At 38.0% G+C, this 23,351-nt stretch carries 18 protein-coding genes; 7 read left to right on the top strand and 11 right to left on the bottom strand.

What is annotated here, in order from left to right; translation table 11 throughout:
* Positions 1 to 176 precede the first annotated feature (176 nt).
* Together EPA86_RS03195 and EPA86_RS03190 are read left to right on the top strand one after the other, a co-directional pair.
* A complete protein-coding gene (locus tag EPA86_RS03195; protein ID WP_140601818.1) occupies positions 177 to 1,448 on the top strand; it encodes an O-acetylhomoserine aminocarboxypropyltransferase/cysteine synthase family protein in 1,272 nt (423 codons plus the stop codon).
* 249 nt (positions 1,449 to 1,697) lie between these two features.
* Entirely contained in the window at positions 1,698 to 2,417 is a 720-nt protein-coding gene (locus EPA86_RS03190; RefSeq protein ID WP_140601816.1) for a glutathione S-transferase family protein, read from the top strand.
* 70 nt (positions 2,418 to 2,487) lie between these two features.
* Here the strand turns inward: EPA86_RS03190 and EPA86_RS03185 are convergent, their stop codons facing one another.
* Entirely contained in the window at positions 2,488 to 2,784 is a 297-nt protein-coding gene (locus EPA86_RS03185; RefSeq protein WP_140601814.1) for an ArsR/SmtB family transcription factor, read from the bottom strand.
* A gap of 110 nt (positions 2,785 to 2,894) precedes the next feature.
* Between EPA86_RS03185 and EPA86_RS03180 the strand changes: the two genes are divergently transcribed.
* A complete protein-coding gene (locus EPA86_RS03180) occupies positions 2,895 to 3,809 on the top strand; it encodes a permease (RefSeq protein WP_140601812.1) in 915 nt (304 codons plus the stop codon).
* A 74-nt stretch (positions 3,810 to 3,883) separates the two neighbouring features.
* On the opposite strand, the gene EPA86_RS03175 is transcribed toward EPA86_RS03180, so the two are convergent.
* The 4 genes from EPA86_RS03175 to EPA86_RS03160 all read right to left on the bottom strand — a co-directional run bounded on the left by EPA86_RS03175 (position 3,884) and on the right by EPA86_RS03160 (position 10,114).
* Positions 3,884 to 7,789, bottom strand: coding sequence for a response regulator (locus tag EPA86_RS03175; protein WP_140601810.1), 3,906 nt, complete (start codon positions 7,787 to 7,789; stop codon positions 3,884 to 3,886).
* Positions 7,790 to 7,952: 163 nt separating this feature from the next.
* The gene (locus tag EPA86_RS03170; RefSeq protein ID WP_140601808.1) at positions 7,953 to 8,834 is read right to left on the bottom strand and encodes a sterol desaturase family protein; all 882 of its coding nucleotides are present in this window, start codon (positions 8,832 to 8,834) and stop codon (positions 7,953 to 7,955) included.
* Positions 8,835 to 8,843: 9 nt separating this feature from the next.
* A complete protein-coding gene (locus EPA86_RS03165; RefSeq protein WP_140601806.1) occupies positions 8,844 to 9,449 on the bottom strand; it encodes a hypothetical protein in 606 nt (201 codons plus the stop codon).
* A gap of 86 nt (positions 9,450 to 9,535) precedes the next feature.
* Entirely contained in the window at positions 9,536 to 10,114 is a 579-nt protein-coding gene (locus tag EPA86_RS03160) for a TetR/AcrR family transcriptional regulator (RefSeq protein ID WP_140601804.1), read from the bottom strand.
* 133 nt (positions 10,115 to 10,247) lie between these two features.
* Between EPA86_RS03160 and EPA86_RS03155 the strand changes: the two genes are divergently transcribed.
* On the top strand, positions 10,248 to 13,334 hold the full coding sequence (locus tag EPA86_RS03155; RefSeq protein ID WP_211664897.1) for a YncE family protein: 3,087 nt from the start codon (positions 10,248 to 10,250) through the stop codon (positions 13,332 to 13,334).
* Between the two features lies 1 nt (position 13,335).
* Positions 13,336 to 13,536, top strand: a complete 201-nt coding sequence (locus EPA86_RS03150; RefSeq protein WP_140601802.1) for a hypothetical protein — start codon at positions 13,336 to 13,338, stop codon at positions 13,534 to 13,536.
* Positions 13,537 to 13,680: 144 nt separating this feature from the next.
* On the opposite strand, the gene EPA86_RS03145 is transcribed toward EPA86_RS03150, so the two are convergent.
* On the bottom strand, positions 13,681 to 14,223 hold the full coding sequence (locus EPA86_RS03145) for an isochorismatase family protein (protein ID WP_140601800.1): 543 nt from the start codon (positions 14,221 to 14,223) through the stop codon (positions 13,681 to 13,683).
* A gap of 88 nt (positions 14,224 to 14,311) precedes the next feature.
* Positions 14,312 to 16,039, bottom strand: coding sequence for a DUF885 domain-containing protein (locus EPA86_RS03140; protein WP_246058227.1), 1,728 nt, complete (start codon positions 16,037 to 16,039; stop codon positions 14,312 to 14,314).
* A 320-nt stretch (positions 16,040 to 16,359) separates the two neighbouring features.
* Between EPA86_RS03140 and EPA86_RS03135 the strand changes: the two genes are divergently transcribed.
* Both EPA86_RS03135 and EPA86_RS03130 read left to right on the top strand, forming a co-directional pair.
* On the top strand, positions 16,360 to 17,445 hold the full coding sequence (locus EPA86_RS03135; RefSeq protein WP_140601798.1) for a YHYH protein: 1,086 nt from the start codon (positions 16,360 to 16,362) through the stop codon (positions 17,443 to 17,445).
* Between the two features lie 148 nt (positions 17,446 to 17,593).
* Positions 17,594 to 18,061, top strand: coding sequence for a hypothetical protein (locus EPA86_RS03130; RefSeq protein WP_140601796.1), 468 nt, complete (start codon positions 17,594 to 17,596; stop codon positions 18,059 to 18,061).
* A gap of 106 nt (positions 18,062 to 18,167) precedes the next feature.
* On the opposite strand, the gene EPA86_RS03125 is transcribed toward EPA86_RS03130, so the two are convergent.
* The 4 genes from EPA86_RS03125 to EPA86_RS03110 all read right to left on the bottom strand — a co-directional run bounded on the left by EPA86_RS03125 (position 18,168) and on the right by EPA86_RS03110 (position 23,260).
* Positions 18,168 to 19,607, bottom strand: coding sequence for a coniferyl aldehyde dehydrogenase (locus EPA86_RS03125; protein WP_140601794.1), 1,440 nt, complete (start codon positions 19,605 to 19,607; stop codon positions 18,168 to 18,170).
* A 135-nt stretch (positions 19,608 to 19,742) separates the two neighbouring features.
* Positions 19,743 to 21,266 (bottom strand): parallel beta-helix domain-containing protein, encoded by a 1,524-nt coding sequence (locus tag EPA86_RS03120; protein WP_140601792.1) that lies wholly within the window; start codon positions 21,264 to 21,266, stop codon positions 19,743 to 19,745.
* A 115-nt stretch (positions 21,267 to 21,381) separates the two neighbouring features.
* Positions 21,382 to 22,605, bottom strand: a complete 1,224-nt coding sequence (locus EPA86_RS03115) for a cytochrome-c peroxidase (RefSeq protein WP_246058226.1) — start codon at positions 22,603 to 22,605, stop codon at positions 21,382 to 21,384.
* Positions 22,606 to 22,615: 10 nt separating this feature from the next.
* The gene (locus tag EPA86_RS03110) at positions 22,616 to 23,260 is read right to left on the bottom strand and encodes a c-type cytochrome (protein ID WP_170309554.1); all 645 of its coding nucleotides are present in this window, start codon (positions 23,258 to 23,260) and stop codon (positions 22,616 to 22,618) included.
* Positions 23,261 to 23,351: the final 91 nt, after the last annotated feature.

Here is a 23,351-nt window from a genome sequence, read left to right as displayed (position 1 = left end):
TTAATAAAAACCAAACACAAACGATAATAGTTATTATTTGCATTATTATTTATACAGGATCTAATTAATACTGATATCGGACAAACTTTCAGCAGATATTTAGGTCAAGCCGCTTCACATTTTTTTAAATTAAGATAATGTAAATACAGCTACCTTTAACCAAAATAGGATATTTTATGAAACTCGCCTCGCTCGCACTGCACCACGGATATGAATCAGAAGCTACAACTAAAGCTGCCACCACGCCCATTTACCAAACTACTTCTTATACGTTTGATAGCACCCAACACGGTGCTGATTTATTTGATTTGAAGGTACCGGGCAATATTTACACTAGAATAATGAACCCAACTACCGACGTATTAGAGCAAAGAGTTGCACAAATGGAGGGTGGTATCGCAGGTTTAGCCGTTGCATCAGGTATGGCAGCTATAACTTATGCAATACAAGCCATTACATCTGTAGGTGATAATATTGTCAGCACCAGCCAACTTTATGGTGGAACTTATAATTTATTTGCTCATACTCTGCCTAAGCAAGGCGTTGAGGTGAAGTTTGCCTCAGGTGATGATTTAACAACCTTTGATGCGCTTATTGATGAAAACACTAAAGCCGTATTTTGTGAATCTATCGGTAACCCTGCAGGGAATGTAATTGATTTAGTTAAACTTGCAAAGATAGCTCATAAACATGGCGTACCTTTAATTGTTGATAATACTGTAGCAAGCCCAGTTTTATGTCGTCCAATTGAGCACGGCGCCGACATTGTCATTCATTCGCTAACTAAATACATAGGTGGTCATGGTACTAGTATCGGCGGTATTATTATTGATTCCGGTAAGTTTGATTGGGTAGCAAATAAAACGCGCTTCCCTATGCTTAACGAACCTGATCCATCCTATCATGATGTTATCTACACAGAAGCATTAGGTGCAGCCGCCTATATTGGCCGATGCCGTGTCGTTCCGCTTAGAAATACAGGTGCAGCTATTTCTCCTCATAATGCTTTTTTAATCATGCAAGGTTTAGAAACCCTATGCCTTCGCATGGAAAGGCATTGTGAAAATGCCCTGAAAGTCGCTCAATACCTTCAAAATCACGCCAAAGTCAGCTGGGTTAACTACGCAGCGCTAGAAGATAGCCCTTATAACGCCGTTTGTCAGAAAATAACACAGGGTAAATCATCAGGCATTTTAAGTTTTGGTATTAAAGGAGGTAGTGAAGCCGGTGGAAAATTCATTGACGGTTTAAACATGATTTTAAGATTGGTAAACATTGGTGATGCCAAATCTCTTGCCTGTCATCCAGCATCAACAACACACAGACAACTTAATGCTAAAGAGTTGAAATCTGCCGGAGTATCAGAGGATCTTGTCAGAATATCCGTAGGAATTGAACACATCGATGATATTATCGCAGATATAGAGCAAGCGCTTGCACAAGCTTAGTCGACTTATATTCATTAAAATCAATGCTATTTAACCTCTAAAAGTATTGTTGAATAACAAAATCTGCTTATTTATTAACTCAGTAAACATTGGGTAAGTAATAAGCAGATTTTTTACGTCAAGTTCAACAGATTCAAAAACCAACAGAGCCCAAAAAAAATTTAATTCTTTGTCTTTTATTTCGTCTTTTTCATTTGAGCTACGTCTTATAGGTATAAACAACTTATTTAAGATTTACTGGAGAATAAAATGATCAAATTAATCAGCTTTAAAAACTGCCCATTTGTACAACGTGTAATGGCTGCTCTTGCGGTTAAAGATATTCCATTTGAAATAGAATACATTGAGTTAAGCAATAAACCACAATGGTTCTTCGACATATCACCAAACGGTCAAGTGCCTGTACTTATAACAGAAAATGATACGATATTATTTGAATCTGATGCCATTGTTGAATACTTAGATGATAAATATGCACCGATAGAATCATTGTCACCCGAGCAAAAGGCATTAGATCGTGCATGGTCCTATCAAGCAAGTAAGCATTATATGGTTCAGTGCGGCACTATGAGTAGTAAAGATAAAGAAACCTTCGAGTCACGCTTTGAAAGTTTGGCAAAAGCCTTTGCTAAAGCTGAGAAAAAATTAACAGGCAAGCGTTTTTTTAAAGGAGAAAGTATCTCTAATGTTGATATTGCTTGGTTGCCATTATTGCATCGTGCTTTAATTATTAAGCAAGGCTCAGGTTTTGATATGCTGGCTGAATATCCAAAAGTACAACAATGGCAAAGTGAACTATACAATTCAGGCTTAATGAATAAAGCAGTTCCAGATGATTTTATCGAGGTATTTAGTCACTTTTACCTGACAAACAATTATTTAGCTAGTCTTAAAAATAATAACCAGCAAGGTTGTATGCCAAAAAGCCAATGTGATACTCGAGCAACCAGCTTATCATGTTGCGGCTAATATAAGGTATTTACAACATCAAATTGATTAAGGGAGCATAAGCTCCCTTAATCATCATAAACTAAAATAGCTATAGATTCTGTTCGTCAATACAACACTCATCTTGAAAAAAAGCGAGCACTGATTCTAGCTTTTTATACTCAACGACACAAAACAGTGTTCTACCCTCACGGCGTTGTGTGATGAACCCCGCAGACACTAGTCCTGAAATATGATGAGATAACGTTGAACCAGGAATAGCCAACTCTTCTTGAACAGTACCAACAGAAATGCCTTGCTCACCTGCTTTAACTAAACGTTTAAAGACAGCCAACCGTGTTGGATGACCAAGTTCTTTTAATGCTTTGGCAATTATATCTATATCCATAATATTCCCACATTTCGAATCAATAATTCGATATTACTAGAAATATATTGACAAAGAAAGAGCACACTTTACAATTCGATAATTCTAGAAATATAGTCAAGGTGATTTTTATGTCAATTAACCAACAAATGCTGAATGAAACAATGTCGATGTTTGTTTTCTTAGCTGTAGAATTAACTGCGTTGTTTTTACTGATTAGTTATATCGTGGGTGTTCTACAACATTACATTCCGCCAAGTAAAATCCAAAGCATATTAAGTAGCAAGCATGGTAAAGGCTATTTTATCGCGGCACTTTTGGGCGCGATCACGCCATTTTGTTCATGCTCTACTATTCCATTTCTAAAAGGCCTATTGAGGGCCAAAGCTGGATTTGGCACTATGATGGTCTTTCTATTTGCAAGTCCACTACTTAATCCAATTATCATTGGGTTATTCGCAGTTACATTTGGCATTCAAGTAACACTCTTCTACTTTTCAATTGCTATGGGAGTATCAATAATTGCCGGCTATACATTAGAGCGTTTAGGTTTCGAGCAATACATTAAGCCTGAGGCTTATATAGAACCAGAACCTCGAGGTTGTCGTTCCAGTTGTGCTAAAAGCACCATGGAAGAAAGCAAGTGGTTAAAAATTTGGCATACAACGTGGATTGACTTTAAAAAAGTACTGCCTTACTTAATGGGAGGGATCGCAATTGGCTCGATTATTTATGGTTTTATGCCTACTGAATTTGTTGCCAATGTTGCCAGTGAAGATAATCCTTTAGCTATACCAATCGCTGCCGTTATTGGCATACCACTTTATATTCGTGCTGAAGCCGTTATTCCTTTAAGTGCGGCGCTGGCTGCAAAAGGTATGGGACTTGGAGCTGTAATGGCTTTAATTATCGGTAGTGCAGGAGCAAGTATCACTGAGGTTGTACTGTTAAAGTCACTGTTTAAAAACCCGATGATCATCGCATTTTTAATCGTAATTTTATCTATGGCAGTAGGAGCGGGCTTTTTATATAGTGCCATTTTCTAAACAAACAACAGGTAAAGCTTGCACTTTCTAGCCACGTTGCAAAATAACTTTCACCTTATCTTGCAACGTGGTGTTTATGTTTTATTTAAAAAAATGTGTAATGTCTCTAAAATTTGCGCCTTGTTAATAGGCTTAACCAAATAATCATTCATCCCTACATCTAAACACTTCTGTTCATCACCTAACATAGCATTCGCTGTCATAGCGACAATTGGAATGTCCATATAGCGAGCGCCAGCAACCCCTTCTCGAATTAATTTTGTCGCCTGATAGCCGTCCATTTCAGGCATTTGGCAATCCATAAAGATAAAAGTATAGGGCTGGCTTTCGTCGCTGGCTTTTAGTATTTCTAAGGCATCTTTACCATTTACAGCAATATCACAATGGGTAATGCCAATTTTCTTTAAAACCCCCATAGCAACCATTTGATTTACACGATTATCTTCCACCAACAATAGCTTAACCGTTTGATCCCAACTTTGATTCAATGCCTTAGGTTTTTCTACTGTACTTGAGAGCTCTTCGTTTTTCTTTTGTGCTTGATGATCATCTAATACCGTGTTTAAAGCACGGTGTAAATCGAGTGTAGTCACAGGTTTAGGGAAACAATTATCAAAACCTACTTTATTGCTATTACCCAACTCATTTTGACTTGCCATTAAGGTCATCAAAATAATTTTTACATGAGCAGAACTCGGGTTTGCCCTGATTTTTCCAATTAGTTTGGTGTAATCAATGTCCTTAAGCTGCTGATCAATAAGCACTAAGTCAAAGATATCTCCACTATCTTGCTCATTCAGGGATACTAAGGCGGCTTCACCTGAATTAACTAGTTGGCTATCTAATTGCCAGTGATTTAATTGTCGATTGATAACTTCACCACATGAATTATTACTTTCAACAATAAGTACTCGTTTACCTCGAAGAGCTTCATCAGGAATTGAAGTTAAAGAGTCAGGCGCTTTATCCACAATAATATCACAAGTGAAAATACTGCCCTGCCCCTCAGCACTTTCTAGACTAACATTACCCTGCATGCATAAGCATAGCTTTTTAACAATAGCGAGCCCTAATCCTGTACCACCATATTCTCTGGTGGTTGAAGCATCAACCTGACTGAAAGCTTCAAATAAACTCGATTGCTTGGCTTGAGATATCCCTATGCCGGTATCACTTACCTCAATAATCAAACGCCATTGACTCGTCGCACAAGACTGCTGACTTATTCGAATGATTACTTCACCTTGTTTAGTGAACTTAATGGCATTAGCAACTAAATTAGTGAGAATTTGCCTAATTCGGTTAGAGTCACCTTTGACAAGAGATTCTTCTACATCGACTAAATCAATAACCAGCTCAACATTTTTTTGCTGGGCTTGCTGTGCGAATGATTCAGCTAATGCCCCAACCATAGAGCGTAAATTAAAACTCACATTTTCTAACTCAAGCTTATTGGCATCAATTTTAGAAAAATCCAAAATATCGTTGATCAGTGTTAGCAACGATTTAGCACTTTGTTGTGCTATCCCAATACGGTGTGCTTGCTCTTGGTTTAAAGTTGATTCTTTCACTAAATCAAGCATACCAATAACACCATTCATTGGCGTTCTAATTTCATGACTCATACTCGCAAAGAACTCATTCTTAGCAGTAACAGCTATTTCTGCCTGCTCTTTTGCCTTTGTTAAAGCCATTTCATTTTCTACAGGCACTGTTACATCATAATTAACTCCGACCATAGAGAGCGGCTTACCGTCACCATCATAGCTTACAATCGCAGAGGCCTTTATGTGTCTGATTTCTCCATTTGGCCAGATAATCCTAAATTTTGTATTAAAGTGGCCATTGTGTTCAACAGCATAATGTAACTCCTGAGCAGCCCGTTCTTTGTCTTCAGGGTGCAAACCATTTTCCCAAGCTTCATAAGCGCCAGAAAAATCATCAGACTCTATACCATACAACTTGAACATCCAATCATCCCATTTCAAGCTGTTGGTTTTTAAGTTAAGTTCCCAAATCCCTATACCTGCAGAATCTGCAGCTAAAGCCATACGTTGGCTATGTTGAGATATTTTATATTGTGCATTAACTTTATCAGTTATATCTTGAAATGAACCAAAAAGGCGAATGCACTGACCATTGACAAACTCAGAGCGGCCTCGAGCTGACACCCATATTTCATTACCTTTAGCTGTGACTAGCTGCAACTCTCGTTCGTAAGGCGTGCCGTTTTCGATACTCTCGTTAACCAGTTGTTGAATCGTATCTCGACTTTCACCTTCTTTATAAAAATTAATGGCTGTCGATAAATCAGGTTGGTAATCACTGGCAACTTCGTGAATTTCTTTGGTCATACTCGACCAGTAAATATTATTGTTTAGTAAATCAACTTCCCACGCACCAATTCTCGCCTGCTGACTCATTTGCTCCAAAAGAGACTGCTGTGCCATAAATTTATTCTGGTGCTTATCACGGGTAATTTCAGAACTTATCCAATGGGCAAATAATTGCATTAAATCGAGTTCACGATCTGTAAAAGGTTTAGTCGATGGTTCAGGGCCTGAAAAGTTTAATGTACCAAAACGTTTACCTTCAACTATAAGAGGAACACCGATATAGCTCTCTAAGGCAAAGTTTTTATAGCACGGGTGATCTTTAATATCACTATGCCCTGCTTGATGAAATGCAATCGGCTTATTTGCGTTGAGTGTATGGGTACAATACGTATTGCCAAGTTCAAACGTCGCACCTGCATTTATTTCTTCATTAGGTGTATGACAATAAAGCACTTTGTATTCTTGCTCTTTTATCTCACTTACAAGTGCTAAAGGTAAGCTGAAAATTTGCTTACCAAGTAACAAAATATCTTGAATTTTATCTTCTAAGATTTTGTCCACGTCTGAGGTAATTTGATGCAACTGATTCAGCGCAAACTCTGTTTGTTTAATGCCGCTAATATCATTTTGTATAACAATGAAAGATTCTATCCTATCTTCATCATTCATAAGCGGTACGATGGTCGTTGTTAACCATAACTCGCGCCCGCCTTTAATTTTATTAATTGACTCCCCGTGCCAATACTCATTTAAGAGGCATTGCTTAAATACACCTTCATAATACTCTCGAGTGTAGTTAGGACCGCATATATTAAAAACACTTTTCCCCAAAATCTCATCTTCATCATAACGATAAAAATCCAGAAAACGTTGATTCACTTCTGTGATAGTGCCTTGTTTGTCCATGTTAATTCGATAAACAATAGCATGCTTATTTACCGCCAAATTTAATTCAGAACTTTGTTGTTTGGCGAGTGAAATATCAGAATAATATTGATTAATCAGCCTCTGTAATGGGCGGAAGATAAAAAAGCTAATAGCAAATAGCAACGCCATAATTGCGAGCCAAAGTGACGCTTTAATAACTTGGATATAAGTAATACGCTCATTGATATGATTTTCAATTTGGCTAACCGCCATATCTAACGAATTGAGTAATGTTTCTACTTTATCATGATGAAATTGCCCATTGATTAATTCACCTGCAATAACTTCATCTTGGGTCTCACTCAGAGCAATTGCGCCTTGGGAATAATATTTTACTTTTTCGTTTAGATTAATGGGAGCATCACGATATATAGCGTGGACTTCTTTTGGTAAAGTGTCTGAATCACCCGCAGCTAAACCAGCAAGAAATTGATGATTCGCTAAAAACAAAGCTGTTGCTTCTTTTAAGCGCTCAATTGTTGTTTCATCATGCTTATTTTCAACAACATTGTGATAATGCTGATTCGCTATTAAGGCAATTTTTTGGGATAACATTCGCTGGCTACCAGCGAGATTAATTAATTCAGCATCTTGTTCAAGGTGCTCAAATATCATTAACAAACTTAAAAAAGATAGACTCACTAATATAGCAATTAATGATATTGCTAAGCGGTTTCTACGTTTGATGCTTTGTTGTAAGGCTATAATATCAGGCATGAATTATTATTGTGTTCCTAGAGTATTAGCATCTTCTTAATGCTGCATAAAAAGATTTAAGCAGAATTTAACAGTAGCAACAAGTAAATAAACCGCACTAAAGATAAAAAACCTTCCAAAAGGAAGGCTTAATTAAGAATAAAAATAGTTAATTCCTACTTCATTATTTATTTTCTTGCTGCCACGCCCAAGTTGGAGATTTTACTAACAAATTCCAACGGTACCCCCATGAAGGCGCATTCCACAATCTTTGGCATAACTTTACGTAACCAGAGAAAAATACTTTTATTGGATTAACACTATTAAGTTTTGGGTAAATGCCATAGTTCACCGGCTCTTTTTCTTCGGCAAACGTGCCAAACATTTTGTCCCAAATAATAAAAATTCCTGCATAGTTTTTATCTAAATACTGTTTATTCGTTGCGTGGTGGACTCTATGATGCGACGGCGTATTAAAAATGGCTTCTATAGGTCTTGGTAACTTTTTCACCGTTTCGGTATGTAAAAGCGTTTGAAATACCTGTACTACAATTTCTGCTAAGAAAATAACAAATGGGTGAAAACCTATTAACGCTAGCGGCAAATGGAAAAACAAGGGAAAGAACCAATCCATAGGGCCATGTCTATACGCTACTGATATATTAAAATGCGGTGAACTATGATGGACTGTATGAGTGGCCCAACCAAAACCGTTCATATGTAAAAATCTGTGCTCCCAATAATAAGCAAGATCAGCAAGTATAATGCAACATAAGATTGTCCAACCATTAATTGGTAATTGTACCAAACTGAACTGCTCATAAGTAAATATGAACACCCCTGCATAGGTTGCTCCAACCGTAGCAACAATTAATATAAACAAACCCAAAGTCACAAAATTGGCAACGCTATCACCGAAGAAATCTTTAGTGAACTTTTTCTTTATTACATAGCGAACACATTCGATTAAAAATAATGCGATGGCAATCACAAAAAACCAATCATCAATCCAAGCTTCCAAGCCCCATACGTCATCCGGCGTTAAGATTTGAGATAAAAATTCCATCAGTGTCTCCTACTTATACGCGACAAACAGTTGTGTTGATTCAATATCAGTGCCATTGCTTAAATCATGTACTTCAAGTACATAATCTATGGCTTTATTATAATCTATACTTTTCCAAGCATCAGTTAATGCACTGTCTGAGTATTTACCTTTGGCTAATAATCGCTTAAGACGGTGCATTTCAATGGTGTGATGACTATCAAATTTACTCAATTCAATCACGTTATAACCGATAGCAACATCTGCTTGTTTAAAGTCTTTAGATAAAGCGCTATAAGTGACAAATATTTGTTTAGGCTGCTGTTTTAACAGTTTATGGATTTTAGTATCACTATTAAATCTCTGCCAGAGCTGGGGCGTATCTTCTAAGTAAATACGTTGTTTAATCCCTGAAAAGTTAATGATTTTTGTAATACTTTCATTTACTAATTCCGCATTATCTAGCGCAGTTTTATGGACTTTCACTTTTTCTGCATTAGCTTTTTTAGAGAGTTCTAACGAAGCACCCACTTCTTTATGCTGAATAGCATGAGCAATACTGGTTTGAAAAAAAGCACAAGCCCAAAAAATCACCACGATCACGATGGAAGTTAAAATAGAATTAAAGAGATTCATATATTGCACCTAAGAGTTGTTTTACTAAATCATGATGCGTAATGTACCTTTAGAAAAGTAAATTGTCAATATGACAATTTACTTTTCTATCGTAATTGCTGAGTCATTAATAGTGAAGCTTGCTTTAACTTATACATTTCATCGAACATCCCCAAGGGTAATAATGATTCACTCATTAAGTAATTTGAGTATATACCATACGCTACCAGCTCAACTGTGCTGCTATTGGCCTTTGAAAATTGTTCTGAGAATTCTCGTACTAAATGCTGAATAAATTCTGCCATGATTTGCTTTTGATGCACCTTAATTGACTCTAGTCGCTTTGCTTCTGAGAAAATAGCTTCACCAATAATAGTATTATTAACCATTTCTTTGCTTCTCGAAGAAAACAGTGAATCTATAAGGGCATCAGCTCTGTTTTCTCTAGGCAACCAAGCTAATAAATCTAGCCATTGCTGTGAATATTTCTTTAACCAGCGCTCACTTAGCGCACAAATAATGTCATCTCTATTGCCAATATAATGACGTAATATTGTACGCTTCATTTTTGCAGTATCAGCGATATTCTCTAATGATGTTGCCTGAATACCTTGTTCTAAAATACATATTTCAAGCGCGTCTAATATTTCTTCACGCCGTTGACCCGCCATGCTTGGTCTTGCCATACAACCTCCAATCAAGCTTAAAATGAACACTATAACAAAAACAATTAAATTGTCACGTTGACAATTTATTAAAGCCTAGTGTAATCTGTAAATTGTCAACATGAAAATTTATAATTATTTACTAGGAAGTCACATGAATAAATTTTTTCAATTATCTATATTAGTTATGCTAGTGAGTGGTTGCGGTAGTAAAGAGTCACCTACAGCGACAAATCCACCAGCTCCAACACCGGTAACACCACCTGCTATCGTTACGCCGCCAGAGCCCAGAGCTCAATTTATTGGTTTTGAGTCTGCCCCCGTAAGGCCCATTGCTAAAACTGCTGACGGCAACAAACTGCTAGTAACCAATACCTCAAATAACACTATTGAAATATTTGCCATAGAAGACAATGGTCAAGCGAGTCATCTGCAGTCAGTTCCTGTAGGTATAGAGCCTGTTGCTGTTGCTATTCATAACGATACTGCTTGGGTGGTAAATCATCTTTCAGATTCCATCACTTTAATTGATATTTCAACGGATCGTGCCACTGTTTTAAGAACTCTACTCGTTGGTGATGAACCTAAAGATATCGTTTTTGCAAAAAATAAAGCCTTTATTACTACAGCGCATCGTGGCCAACAAAGAATGAATCCTGCATTAGCCAGTGTAGAAGGCGCTGGTGATGCAAAATTGCACACCCCAAGTACAGGTCGCGCTGATATTTGGGTTTTTGATAGCGAAAACTTAACAAATACCTTAGGGGGTAAACCTATTAAGATTATATCACTGTTCGGTGATACGCTTAGAGGCCTCGCGATATCGGAAGATCAAACTCGTCTATATGCAGGCGTACTAAACTCAGGTAATCAAACTACAGCTGTTCATGAGTCAGTAATGTGTTACGGCTATGAAGATGATGTATATGGCGCTTACCCTTGCCAAGTAATGGATGAAATTAGTAGCCCCAATGGTTTAACAGAAGGATATCTTCCCGGTGGTAGAACAGCGCCAGGAGTTAATGCCGATGGTGAATACCAACCTTGGACAAGTATGATCGTTAAATATGATAACGAATCTGGTCAATGGCGCGACACAAAAGGACGTAACTTTTCTAATGGCATTCGCTTCACTTTGCCTGACTTAGATGTTTTTGAAATTGATACTGATACCTTGAGCGAAACAAAAGCTTTTGCCCATGTCGGTACAACGCTATTCAATTTAGCCATTAACCCTAAATCTGGCCAAGTCTATGTATCTAATACTGAATCCAATAATGCAACTCGCTTTGAAGGTCCCGGTGTTTTTGGCGGTACAACGGTTCAGGGAAATATCGCACAAAGCCGTATTACCGTGATTAACCCACAGTCAGGTTCTGTCGAGCCAAGACATTTAAATCGCCATATTGATTATTCAAACTTAAAGGGTAAAGAAGCGCTTAAAAAACATACATTATCGACACCAACACAACTTGCCATATCTCAAGATGGTAGCACATTATATAATGCAGTTATCGGCTCAGATAAAGTGGCTGTTTTACCGACCTCACAACTAGAACAATCTAAATATTGGGATAACAGTGGCGATGAGTTTGATCCCACCCAGCTCAGTGAAAATTACTTAACCATCGAAGGTGGGCCAGCAGGTTTATTACTCGATGAGCAGCACCAATCCCTCTATGTTTTCACACGATTTGATAATAGCTTAGTCCGTGTAGATTTAAGCCAAAATGTTGAAATACAACGCATCACAATGCCAACGCTTGAACCTGCTAGTTACATGGCAGGGCGCTCAATGCTTTACGATGGTGAACGCTCTTCTTCAAATGGTGAATCTTCTTGTGCAAGTTGCCATATCTTTGGAGATACAGATCATTTAAGTTGGAACTTAGGTAATCCTGACGCATCGAATGGGGTTAACCCACAGCCCTTCCCTACAGAAAATCTAACAGAATTAGGCTGTTTACTCGTTGGGCCAGAAGATGAAAGTTGTCAATTACTCGACATCATCAATGGCAATGGCGATAAGAGAACATTTGCCTCAATGAAAGGCCCCATGGGTACACAATCGCTACGTGGCATGCAGAACAGTGGGCATATGCACTGGCGTGGTGACCGTTCTGTCGGTTATTTTGGTGATGATATAGAGCAAACCTTAGATGAAAAAACGTCCTTTAAAAACTTCATTGTCGCTTTTGAAGGCTTATTAGGGATGAATATTGCGTTACCAGAATCGGTAGACTCAGAAAACAAAACCGATCAAGTCATTGAGCTTGAACAAGACATGGATAAATTCGCTGACTTCATGTTGCGCGTTGCTTTACCGCCAAACCCTATCCGTGGCCTTGATAATTCTCTATCTACATCAGCAAAAACTGGAGAAGATTTTTTTCACGGTGAACGTCGTTCAGATGGTGCCGCTGAAGATACCTTACTCAATGGTGACTCCCCTGATGGTGTTAACTGTGAAGGCTGTCATGGCGTAGATCACGAACAAGGCTTTTATGGTACGCGTGGCGAAATAGCGCATGGAGGTGAAATTCAAATATTAAAAGTACCACATTTACGAAACCTATATACTCGTGTAGGTATGTTCGGCTTACCTGATAGAGAAGGATTTCTACCCTCTCATACTAAACAACATCAAGGTGAGCAAATAAGAGGCTTTGGTTTTTTGCATGATGGTGCAACAGATCAATTACTTAACTTCCTAAAAGGTGGAGTCTTTGATAATGGTGAAGCAGGTTGCCCTGAGGGTGCAGATGAGCGCCATGGTTGTCACTTCAATTTTGGTGAAGTAGGTATTCCTGATGAAGAAACACGTCAAGGTTTAGTTGATTACATGATGGAGTTTGATAATGATTTAGCCCCCATTGTCGGTCAGCAAATAACGCTATCTTCACAATCAAATGCACAGGTTGAACAACGCATTGCGTTATTTGAGCAGCGAGCTACTACATCATTCACTTCAAAAATATTAGGAGGTGAAGTTACTGAGTGTGACCTTATTGCTTTAGGTATGATTGACGGCAAACAACGTGGTTATTTATTTGAACATACAACAAATCAATATAGAAGTGACTCAGCAGCTGAAGATCTTTTAGCAAGCTCTCAGTTATTAGCTTTAGCCAAAACAGCCAATAACAACCTGACTTATACGTGTACTGTACCGGGTAAAGGTTGGCAGTCGGCACTTGATAGTAATTTAGATGGCACTCTTAACGCCGATGAGGAGTACTAGTATGTTGTTATCACTACCTTGGGCTTATTGGTTAGGTTTTGCTCTAACACTTTGGTTACTTTTTGATTTAGTCAGAGGAGTTGCCTACATATGGCATCCTTATCATCGAGGTAGTGATCCCGCTATGTATTGGTTAACTATGCTAATTTGGGCTTTATTCGCTGCAAGTTGCTTTCTGCTCCCAAGCTGGGCTATAAACTAATCAGCCAATAGAGAAATATACAAATCACATTTATAAGCATGCATAAAATCTTAAGTTAAACGTAAAGCCATTTATTTTATTCAAAATAAATGGCTTTTAATTAAGAAAATATTCAAAAGCTTAAGTAAGACCTCATAAGAGTTACTACTTTATTATCGGTAATATACCTTTAAACTCATCTGACTTAGCGCTGTTAAGTAATTCAAACACAGACATCTCTAAGCTTGAGATGCTCGCGCCTTTTTGTTGCATCTTAGCAATAGCCACTTCAATATTTGATTGCATTCTGGATGCTATGCAATCAATTACGACTTCTGTTTCATAGCCAGCATTAAGTAGCCCCATGACAGTTTGGTAAACACAGACATGTGCTTCGATTCCTGCCACAAGCCACTGCTGTTTGCCAGTTGCTTTAATAGCAGTAGCAATTTCAGGTTCATAAAGAGCATTAAAATGAAACTTTTCAAATACTTTGCTCGACTGCTTAAGTAAATCAGAAAGTTCAGGTAGTGTCTCTCCCAACCCTTTTGGGTTTTGTTCAAGCCAAATAATAGGTATAGCTAACAACTGACAACACTCAATTAACTTTCGAGTGTTCACAAGCAAAGCATCACTGTTATGTACCATTTGAGCAAGACGTCCTTGGACATCAACAATTATAAGACCACAGTTTTCTTTTATTAACATTTACCCTTCCTATTGAAAGTACCAACCCCTAGCATTTAACCCTAATTTAGCGTTTTACAAAAATCAATATATCAGTTAAAAATACTGACTATTGCTTAGACTCAATCCATTGTTCTACATTGTCTTCCAGCACGTTAAGCGGTATTGAACCACTGCCTAAAACCGTATCGTGAAAGCTTCTAATATCAAACTTATCACCTAGTGTCTTTTCAGCCTTTTCTCGCAAAGCAAGTATTTTCAACTGCCCTATTTTGTATGCGAGTGCTTGACCTGGCCAAGAAATATAGCGATCTATCTCATTAATAATATCTTGCTCTGACTTAGCGGCATTTGCCATAAAATAATCAATAGCTTGCTTTCGTGTCCAACCTTTGTGATGTATTCCCGTATCAACAACTAAACGTACCGCACGCCACATATCATAGGTTAATTGTCCAAAGCGAGAATACGGATCGCTATAAAGTCCCATGTCATAACCTAAACGTTCACTATATAAGCCCCATCCCTCAGTGAATACAGTAAAATCGAGAAAGCGCCTAAACTTAGGAAGTTCACCTAACTCCATTTGTAAGGCCACCTGTAAGTGATGCCCAGGAACGGCTTCATGAACACTTAGCACTTCTATTTCATATTTAGGCCTTGATTCTGGCAGGTATAAATTGACGTAGTAATAACCTGCACGTGTTCCATCGGCAGAAGGGCCAGAATAATAAGCAGTCGTTTCATCAGGAGCCATAGAATCTGGAATTGGGATGACTCCATAAGGCATGCGCGGCAATTTACCAAACAGCTTAGGCAAGTGTGGGTCTAAGCGCTTACTTACCGCTTGATATGCTTCTAGTAAAGCCTCAGGCGTTTGATAATAAAACTGAGGATCCGTTCGTAAAAAGGTTAAAAACTGTTGAAAGCTTCCTTCAAATTTAACTTCATCAATAACTTGCTCCATTTCAGCTCTATTTCGTGTGACCTCTTTTAAACCTATTTCATGTATTTCATCGGCCGTTAACGTGGTTGTAGTGTAATAGTTAATAAGAAATTGATAATACGCTTTACCATCAGTTAAATCCCAAATGCCCGCGGTGTTTCGACACGCCGGCAAATATTCACTCTCTAAAAAGTCATAAAACTTTTGGTATGCTGGTGTAATTTCATGTTGAATTACTGTCGTTGCTTGTTCAAGCAACTGCTGTTGCTGATGCTTATCAATATTTTTAGGAAAAGCATTAAACTTAGCAAAATACACACTTTCTTTGGCATGACTTACCAAGTGCTGTTTAACTTGTGCAGGTATTCTTGAAATAGTAATAGCTGGAGGCAAAACTCCCTGCTTGATACCCGCTTTCATTAACGTCGTTGTTTGTTCAATTAGCTGAGGCAACGCTTGTAAACGTTTAAGCCAGTTTTGATAATCTTGATAGTTATTAAAAGTAAAAAAATCAGCGTATTGATAAATGGATTGCACCCCTTCTAGTTGGTTAATGGGCATCAAAAAAGGGGAATATTTATATTCATTTACTGCTGACTCTATCTGCCACTTAAATAAATCGTAGTTAATTTTATCTTGTTTTGATAAGGCATCATATTGAATGTTTTTTAACTGTAAGAGCACTGCTTTATCTTGCTGATTAACACGCGCGATTCCATGTAGAGATAAGTCACTCCAACGATCGTTATATCTGGTATCGCCTAAATATGAAGACATTTCAGGATTATTCCTCAAATACCTCTGCCAATCCTTTTCCAATAGAGCATGAAGCTTTTTACCCGCTGAATCATAATTTTTTGCACTGACGTTTGTACTTTGTGAAGAATGCATACACCCTACTAAAGCCATAGCGCATATTGCGAATAAACATAACCGCTTTACTAAGCCTTGATTAAATATCATGTTATTAGCCTTTTCATATTTAGTACCACAAGCCTAGTCTATTTATCTAATAATCCCACTTAGCAGATAAACTATAATGAGTGAGCACCCAAGAAGAAGGCATTTAATGAGGTTAATAACTTTACAAAACTTTACCTGACTAGCACTGTAATTACAGTGCTAAGGGCTTTATAGTGAATTAACAGTTAAATTCATCTGAGACATTTACGTTGAATGCCATCACTAAACTGATTTTGTTAACACTTTCTATGCTTTTAAGCGGTTGCGGTGGAAGCTCTGAGAATAGCCGTTCAGACGAAACTCCTGACAATAGCCCTGTATTGCCAACAGTGCCTGAAAATAATTTGACAGCTAACCCTCAAGGCGATATTTCCTTTACCAAACTAAGCAACCGAAACCCAGATTGCGCTGCTTATGTGGGTCAATATCACGCAACCATTTACGATGTTCAGCAAAGTGAAGTGTTAGACAGTTATTTAACCGTAACAGCCGATAGTGAACATTGCACTTTTGAGAGTAATAACATCCCCAACCACGATGTTGGCGCAAATACTACAACCGGAAAAGACTTTGCCAGTCGTGTTCAAGCAAACACTATAAGCTTTATTTTAACGGTTCCAAGATTTCCAACCAAACAAACACAAGCGAGTTATGTAAGAAAAATAGCAGGGATGCTGACCTTAAATGGCATATTACTTAATGGCGTTGATTTAGATATGGATTCTGCTTTTTGTTACCACCCAGATATCAATGCACCTTTGAATGTTGGATTAGGTACTCGTCAGCAATGTGGCTTAAATGCTGATTGGTATGCCGTGCCTGCCAATAACCCTGATATAGTGACTTTAGATGAATATACAGGCCATGCTTTTGATGGTAGATATCATTACCATGGCGATAATGATGGACTCTCTTTTGTAGATGATGCCATTAATCAAGTTGCAATTACCTCAGATATTGATAGTAGCGGCTCTCCTGTTATCGGCTTTGCTCCTGACGGTTTTCCAATTTATGGTCATTACTTTTATGATAAAGAAAGCGGTGCGCTTAAAAAAGCTAAGTCAAGCTGGCGCACCTATGACTCAGAGCGAGAAACGCCAGCAGGCTCCAATATCAGTGCGCCTTCAATCGCAACGCACAAAAGAGGAATTTTTGTTGAAGATTGGTTTTATCAAGAAGGTAGCGGTGATCTAGATGAGTGTAATGGTATGACTGACGCTTATGGCAATTATGGCTATTACTATACAGAAGATTATCCTTACGGACCTATTTGTGTTTTTGGTCAACCCAATAGCTCTTTTGTCCAAGAAGCCTCCGCATTTGTAAGAGATTAAAAAAGCATTAAAGCGTGAAACTTTGCCAGGAGTTATACGTTGAGTTTGTGATATATATCAAGACGAAATAATCTTGAATATGTTCTACTTACCCTCACAAATTCATCATAAAAATTGTCTTTCAAGCAAAGCAAAAATAAAGTTTCTTATGAGCAAAACAACCAACATTATTTTATTAGTATTAGCTGCCTTCTTTATTTTATTAGGTGTGAAAAGTGCTATGCACACAAAAGCGTATGCCCAATTGAGTAACATTCAAATCATTAAAGGTTCGATTTACCAATTACACTGTCCACCTAAAGGCGCAGCGGCATTAAGCTTGACTGATTCTGATTTCACTTACAATTTATCAATCAAGTTTAGAAGTGATTATTGTGAAGGCAACAAATCACAAGTATTACTGGGAAAAAAGGTGATACTTGAAGCAATAGAAGTCAATGATGGTTTTTATCAAGTCTATAAACTGACGGGGAATGGTCGTGATATTTTAACGCCTGATGAAGTAGAGAGTGACCAAGCTAGTTCTACCTTTGGGTTATTTTTCTTAGCTTTTTTACTCATTGCTTTAGTGCTTTATAAAAACCGTCAAAGCAGCAAGAAAACAAACCAGGCTTAATAAGAATATCAGAGGCATATAATATTTAGTATTCGTCAAATTAAGCTAAGTAATACCAGCGTTATTACTTAGCTTATCGCTTAATTGACAATTTTCTAACTCGCTATTACCTCACAAACAACTTATAAAATAACTGGTGTATGCTCTTGCCGTAGGGTGGGTACAGTAATTTTCCACCATTAAGCTTACCAATTTTATGTACTGCTTTGGCTTTAGAGAAGGTCTGAAAGCCTTCAAAGCCATGATAATGGCCCATACCTGAGTCACCCACACCACCAAAAGGTAGGTCTCCTTGCGCTAAATGTGTAATGGTATTATTAATACAAATACCACCAGAATGAGTTTGATAAGAAACTTGCGCTTGTTCACCTTTATCTAAACTAAATAGATATAAAGCCAAAGGTCTAGCTCTATCATTAACATAATCAATGGCTTGCTCTAGTTTATTATAAGTAACAATCGGCAGTATTGGCCCGAATAATTCCTCAGTTAACACCCCAAGATCTGCACTAGCATTTTCTACTATTGTAGGAGGCATTTTTCTGGTATTTTCAAAACTTTCATTAGCAGGATTTATTTGTGTACATCGAGCGCCAGCTAACTCCGCTTCTTCAATTAATTTTTGCAAACGCAGGTATTGTGCTTCATTAATGATCGTGGAGTAATCAGGGTTATCTTTAATACTTGGGTACATGCGAGCAAAAGCATTCTTATACGCTTCAATAAATTCATGCTTTTTATGCTCAGGGCATAGAATATAATCAGGCGCGACACAAATTTGACCTGCGTTTAAAGATTTACCAAAACAAATGCGCTCTGCAGCTAAATCCATATCCACATTGTCGGTGATTATTGCTGGCGATTTACCACCTAATTCTAAGGTAACGGGGGTTAAATTTTCAGCCGCCGCTTTCATTACTAATTTACCTACGCCTGTTGAACCTGTAAAAAATAAATGATTAAAAGGTAGTTGAGAAAATGCCGTTGAGACATCGGCAACACCTGTGGTTACAGCAACTTGATCAGTTTTAAATACCGTGGCAAGTAATGTTGTCAAGCACTCATTAAAGTGCGGCGTATATTCAGAAAGCTTTAACATGACGCGGTTACCAGCAGTAAGGGCGGTAACAAGTGGACCTAAACTTAAGATCAATGGATAATTCCATGGCACCATGATACCAACAACCCCTAATGGCTGGTAAAGCACTTGGTTGCTGGCTGGCTGAAAGATAATCGACACTTTTCGCGTTGATGGTTTAGTCCAACGATGAATATGTTTAATTGATGTATCAATAGCCTCAACAAATGTCAGCAATTCAGAGATACGTGTTTCATCAGCACAACGATGACCAAAGTCACTACTTATTGCACTAATCAATGCCTCTTGATTATTCATCACCGCTGCTTTTAACTGCTTTAACTGCGCTATTCGCTCAGTTATTTTCGGGTATATATTGTTATTAAAGGCAGCACGCTGCGATGCAAAAATGTCCTGCAGCTGCTCAATAGAAGTGTATTCTTCAATATGGCTGTTTTCTATATTCATGATTGACTCGTGTTCAGATATAAGAGTGATCTCAGGTTCACTAATAAAACCTCAATCAACTAATGTTTGGAAAATATGGAAGCGGAAGCACCCTAAATTCGCTTTAAGGCACTTCCTAGGGAGAGCTTATTAACGCTACTTCTTTTGCGCTAACATATATTTAGCCACAGCTAGACGTGTTTCTTCGTCTAAATAATTTTGCGGTGGCATTTCAGGATAGTCCTCACGTTTCTTCGTAGGCTTGGCAATGAAATCAGCTAAACCTTGTGGGTTATCCATATAAAGAGCTTGAATTATTTGCACTGGAGGACCAATCATACGCCCTGTATAGGTATGACAACCCGCACATACACCGTTATAAACTACTTTACCGCGCTCAGAAGGATCAATGACGCGTGGTGGTACAGGCTCATCTAGTAAGTAAGTATCGATTGAATGAGTATTAGTAAATTCACATTCTTTCCAACTATTTACTCCAACAGAGACATAGCGATGGCGGTTTATAATACAGCTATCATTACTTGTACCAACACGTACGATATCTGGCTCGCCTTGTTTAAACTCAGTTAACATTAAGGCTTTCACTTCATCAATTGTGTCGTAGCCATTGTTATGCATTAGGTTATTTAAGATTTTGACACCATCAGGATTAGGATCTGATTCTGGATCAATCGTCACATTCGGTGCGTTATGATGATCAGTGATTAAAATACCCGCCGTTTTGTTACCGGTAATAATGTTATCTTCAACAACAACATCATCAGCTGCCATAATCAATATGCCGGTACCAGCAGGGATCCCACCCACAGTAGAGCCGGGCGCACCAAAGTTTTTATGGTTATTGTTGTAAATAAAGTTATTACGAATAATTACATCGTAGGTTGTTTTAATCGGCAAACCTGGCGTGATAAAAGCTAAAATACCGCCCGTGTTGTTATAAACGTTATTATTTTCAACAATAGCATGGCGTGAGTTTTCAATTTCAATACCTGCTACATTGGCAAAGACATCGTTATAGGCAACATGAATGTTATCGCTCATACCAACATAAATCGCGGCATCTTCAATACCTGAAATAACATTGTATTCAACGATGCCGTTTTTACCCAATTGTGGAAAAATACCGTAAACACCTGTATCAACAATAATATTATTGCGGATTTCGAAGTTATTACCCGCTTGCCCCATAACACCATTACCTTTGTACTTAGTAATGATAAAGTTTTCTATAACAAAGTTATTACCTGAATATAAAAAAGCATCATTTAATACGCCTTTACCATCAAGGGTTGCTCGCTTACCTTCTTTAATAACGCCAATAATACGAATATCATCTTTATCAACATAAACGGTTTCATGATACGTGCCCGGCATAACTTGGATTGTATCGCCTGGCTTGGCCGCCTGAACCGCTGCCATGATGGTTTCCCCATCATTAACTACATGGGTTTGTCCTACTTCTGTTCTTTGCTTAACCGCAGATTTTTTTGCCCCTTTTTGTGCATCTTTATCCGCCGATTTATCATAGCCGCCACCGTAACTTGCACCAGCAGAGCTATTCGTAATAACTGGTGTTACATTCTGGCTGCCACCATAATAAACCCCAGCGGCAAAAGCCCCAGCTACCAGTACTGTTCCAACTATTTTTTTAGAAACCATATAATTCTCCGCGTTATGCACTTATTGTAATTTTTAGTTTTACTTAATTTATTGTTATTAATTTTTTAATCATCTTGCACTTAAAAACACTTCTACTTGCTTATCAACAGAAAGTTTATTTATCATTAAGTGCTTGAAATTTATCATCAACCACTGATAATCCTGACGGAACACTGCTAGGAATTTGCGGTGTTAAACTTTCATCAGTTAACGTGCCCATAAACTCAACAATTAAATCCATTTCTTCATCAGTTAAGTTTGGTTCTGATATATGCCAATGAAGCAACATATCTTCACCTTCAGGTACTGAATTGCCACGACCATCGTTATAAAACTTCACTGTATCTAGTAAATTATCGTAACGGCCTGAATGCATATATGGCGCAGATTTTGTAATGTTCCTTAAAGTCGGTACTTTAAAGGCACCGCGTAATTTTGGCGCGTCATAAGTTTTTTCTGCACCAATATCTAATGCTCTACCCTCAGGCTCTGGTGTACCGATAACGGCTATTTCATTGTTAGTAAATAATGGCGGTTGGTGACACTCTGCACAGCGCGCCACGAATGAACGAAAGACATTTAACCCTGCTATTTCTCGCTCAGTTAAGGCTTCATGATATCCATGAGCATAACGATCGTAGCGGCTATTTAATGAGATTAACGATGCTTGAAAAGCTGTTAACGCCGTATAAACCTGTGATAACTCAATCGTTCCACCTTGTTCAAAAACATTAGGAAAGGCTTGAGAGAACATCTCTACATAATGCTGATTACTTAGCAAAGTAGCGAGTAAGTTCTCAGGGGTGTTTCCCATTTCAAGGGCATCAAATAAAGGGCCCTGTGCTTGTTCTTCTAAAGTCGTAGCACGAACATCCCAGAAAAACTTATCGACAAAAGCAACATTCCACAAAGTAGGTGCACTTCGGCCGACTTTCTCACCGGTGATGCCAATACTACGATCTAAATCATCACTAAAACCTTTATCAGGTTGATGACAACTAGCGCATGAAATTGATCCATCTTTCGATAACAATGGATCAAAGAATAAGTAACGGCCTAAATCAATTTGCGCAGGTGTAAAACCATCCCGATGCGGTGGTAAATTGGTCCGTGTTCCCCCTAAACCTTTATTTTGTACAGAGCTATAAAATTGATATTGCGTTAATAAAAGGCAAACACCGTCAGCGGTTAATTCAAAACTAGGCGGACAACGCTCTGAAAGCTTAAATGTAGATTGAGCCTCTTCAGCACTCATAATATCAACACCCTGAGCGTAACTATTCGCACTCAGGTTAATGATGAAAAAGCAACATACAAACATTAAATTAAACAACTTCATTACGCTCTCCTTACTTTTGCACAGCAATATAGTAAAGAATGTCATCTAACTCTTTACCTGAGGTCGTTTTGGCCATCATTGCCATTTGACGACCTAATTTGTCATCAGCATGAGTGCCACGTACACCTGAGGTAAAGTTTTGCATTTGTCTTTTTAAGTAATCAGTATCCTGCCCAGCTAATTTAGGCGCATTCATTGATTCATTACCCTGCGCAGTACCACCATGGCACGCTCCGCATTTACCTTGGTAATAGCGACTACCGTTTTTTAAATCACCTTTTATTGTTGGCTCTGTGGATGCTATCGGAAGATTGGCTAAATAACTGGTTAGAAGATAAACATCCTTGTCGTTATCTATCGCTTTTGCAAAGGGTTGCATTTGCAAGCCCAAGGTATCTTTTTCATGACTACCACGTAGGCCTGTTTTAAAGTTTGTTAATTGTCTGGTTAAGTATTTTTGAGATAATCCAGCAAGGGCTGGTGCTTTTAATTGACTATTACCTTGTCCAACATCACCATGACATGCAACACACTGTTGATAGGTTACTGGCATTTCAATAGAGGGTTTTCCTTCAGCATGTGCAGTAAAACTGACAAGTGAAGTGGTAGCAATAGTGCTCAAGACTTTAATAGAAACTAAGCATGAAAGATTCATCTTAGTCAATATTTTAGTGAATATTTTTTTACTTAATAAATTGCGATAACAAATAAAACGACTCATAAGAAAGCACAGTTAGAAAAACAAT

Source organism: Litorilituus lipolyticus, assembly GCF_006439335.1.
Classification (GTDB): Bacteria; Pseudomonadota; Gammaproteobacteria; order Enterobacterales; family Alteromonadaceae; genus Colwellia; species Colwellia lipolytica.
Note: the sequence above shows the minus strand (reverse complement) of the source record. Positions and strands in the feature narration are given on the sequence as shown.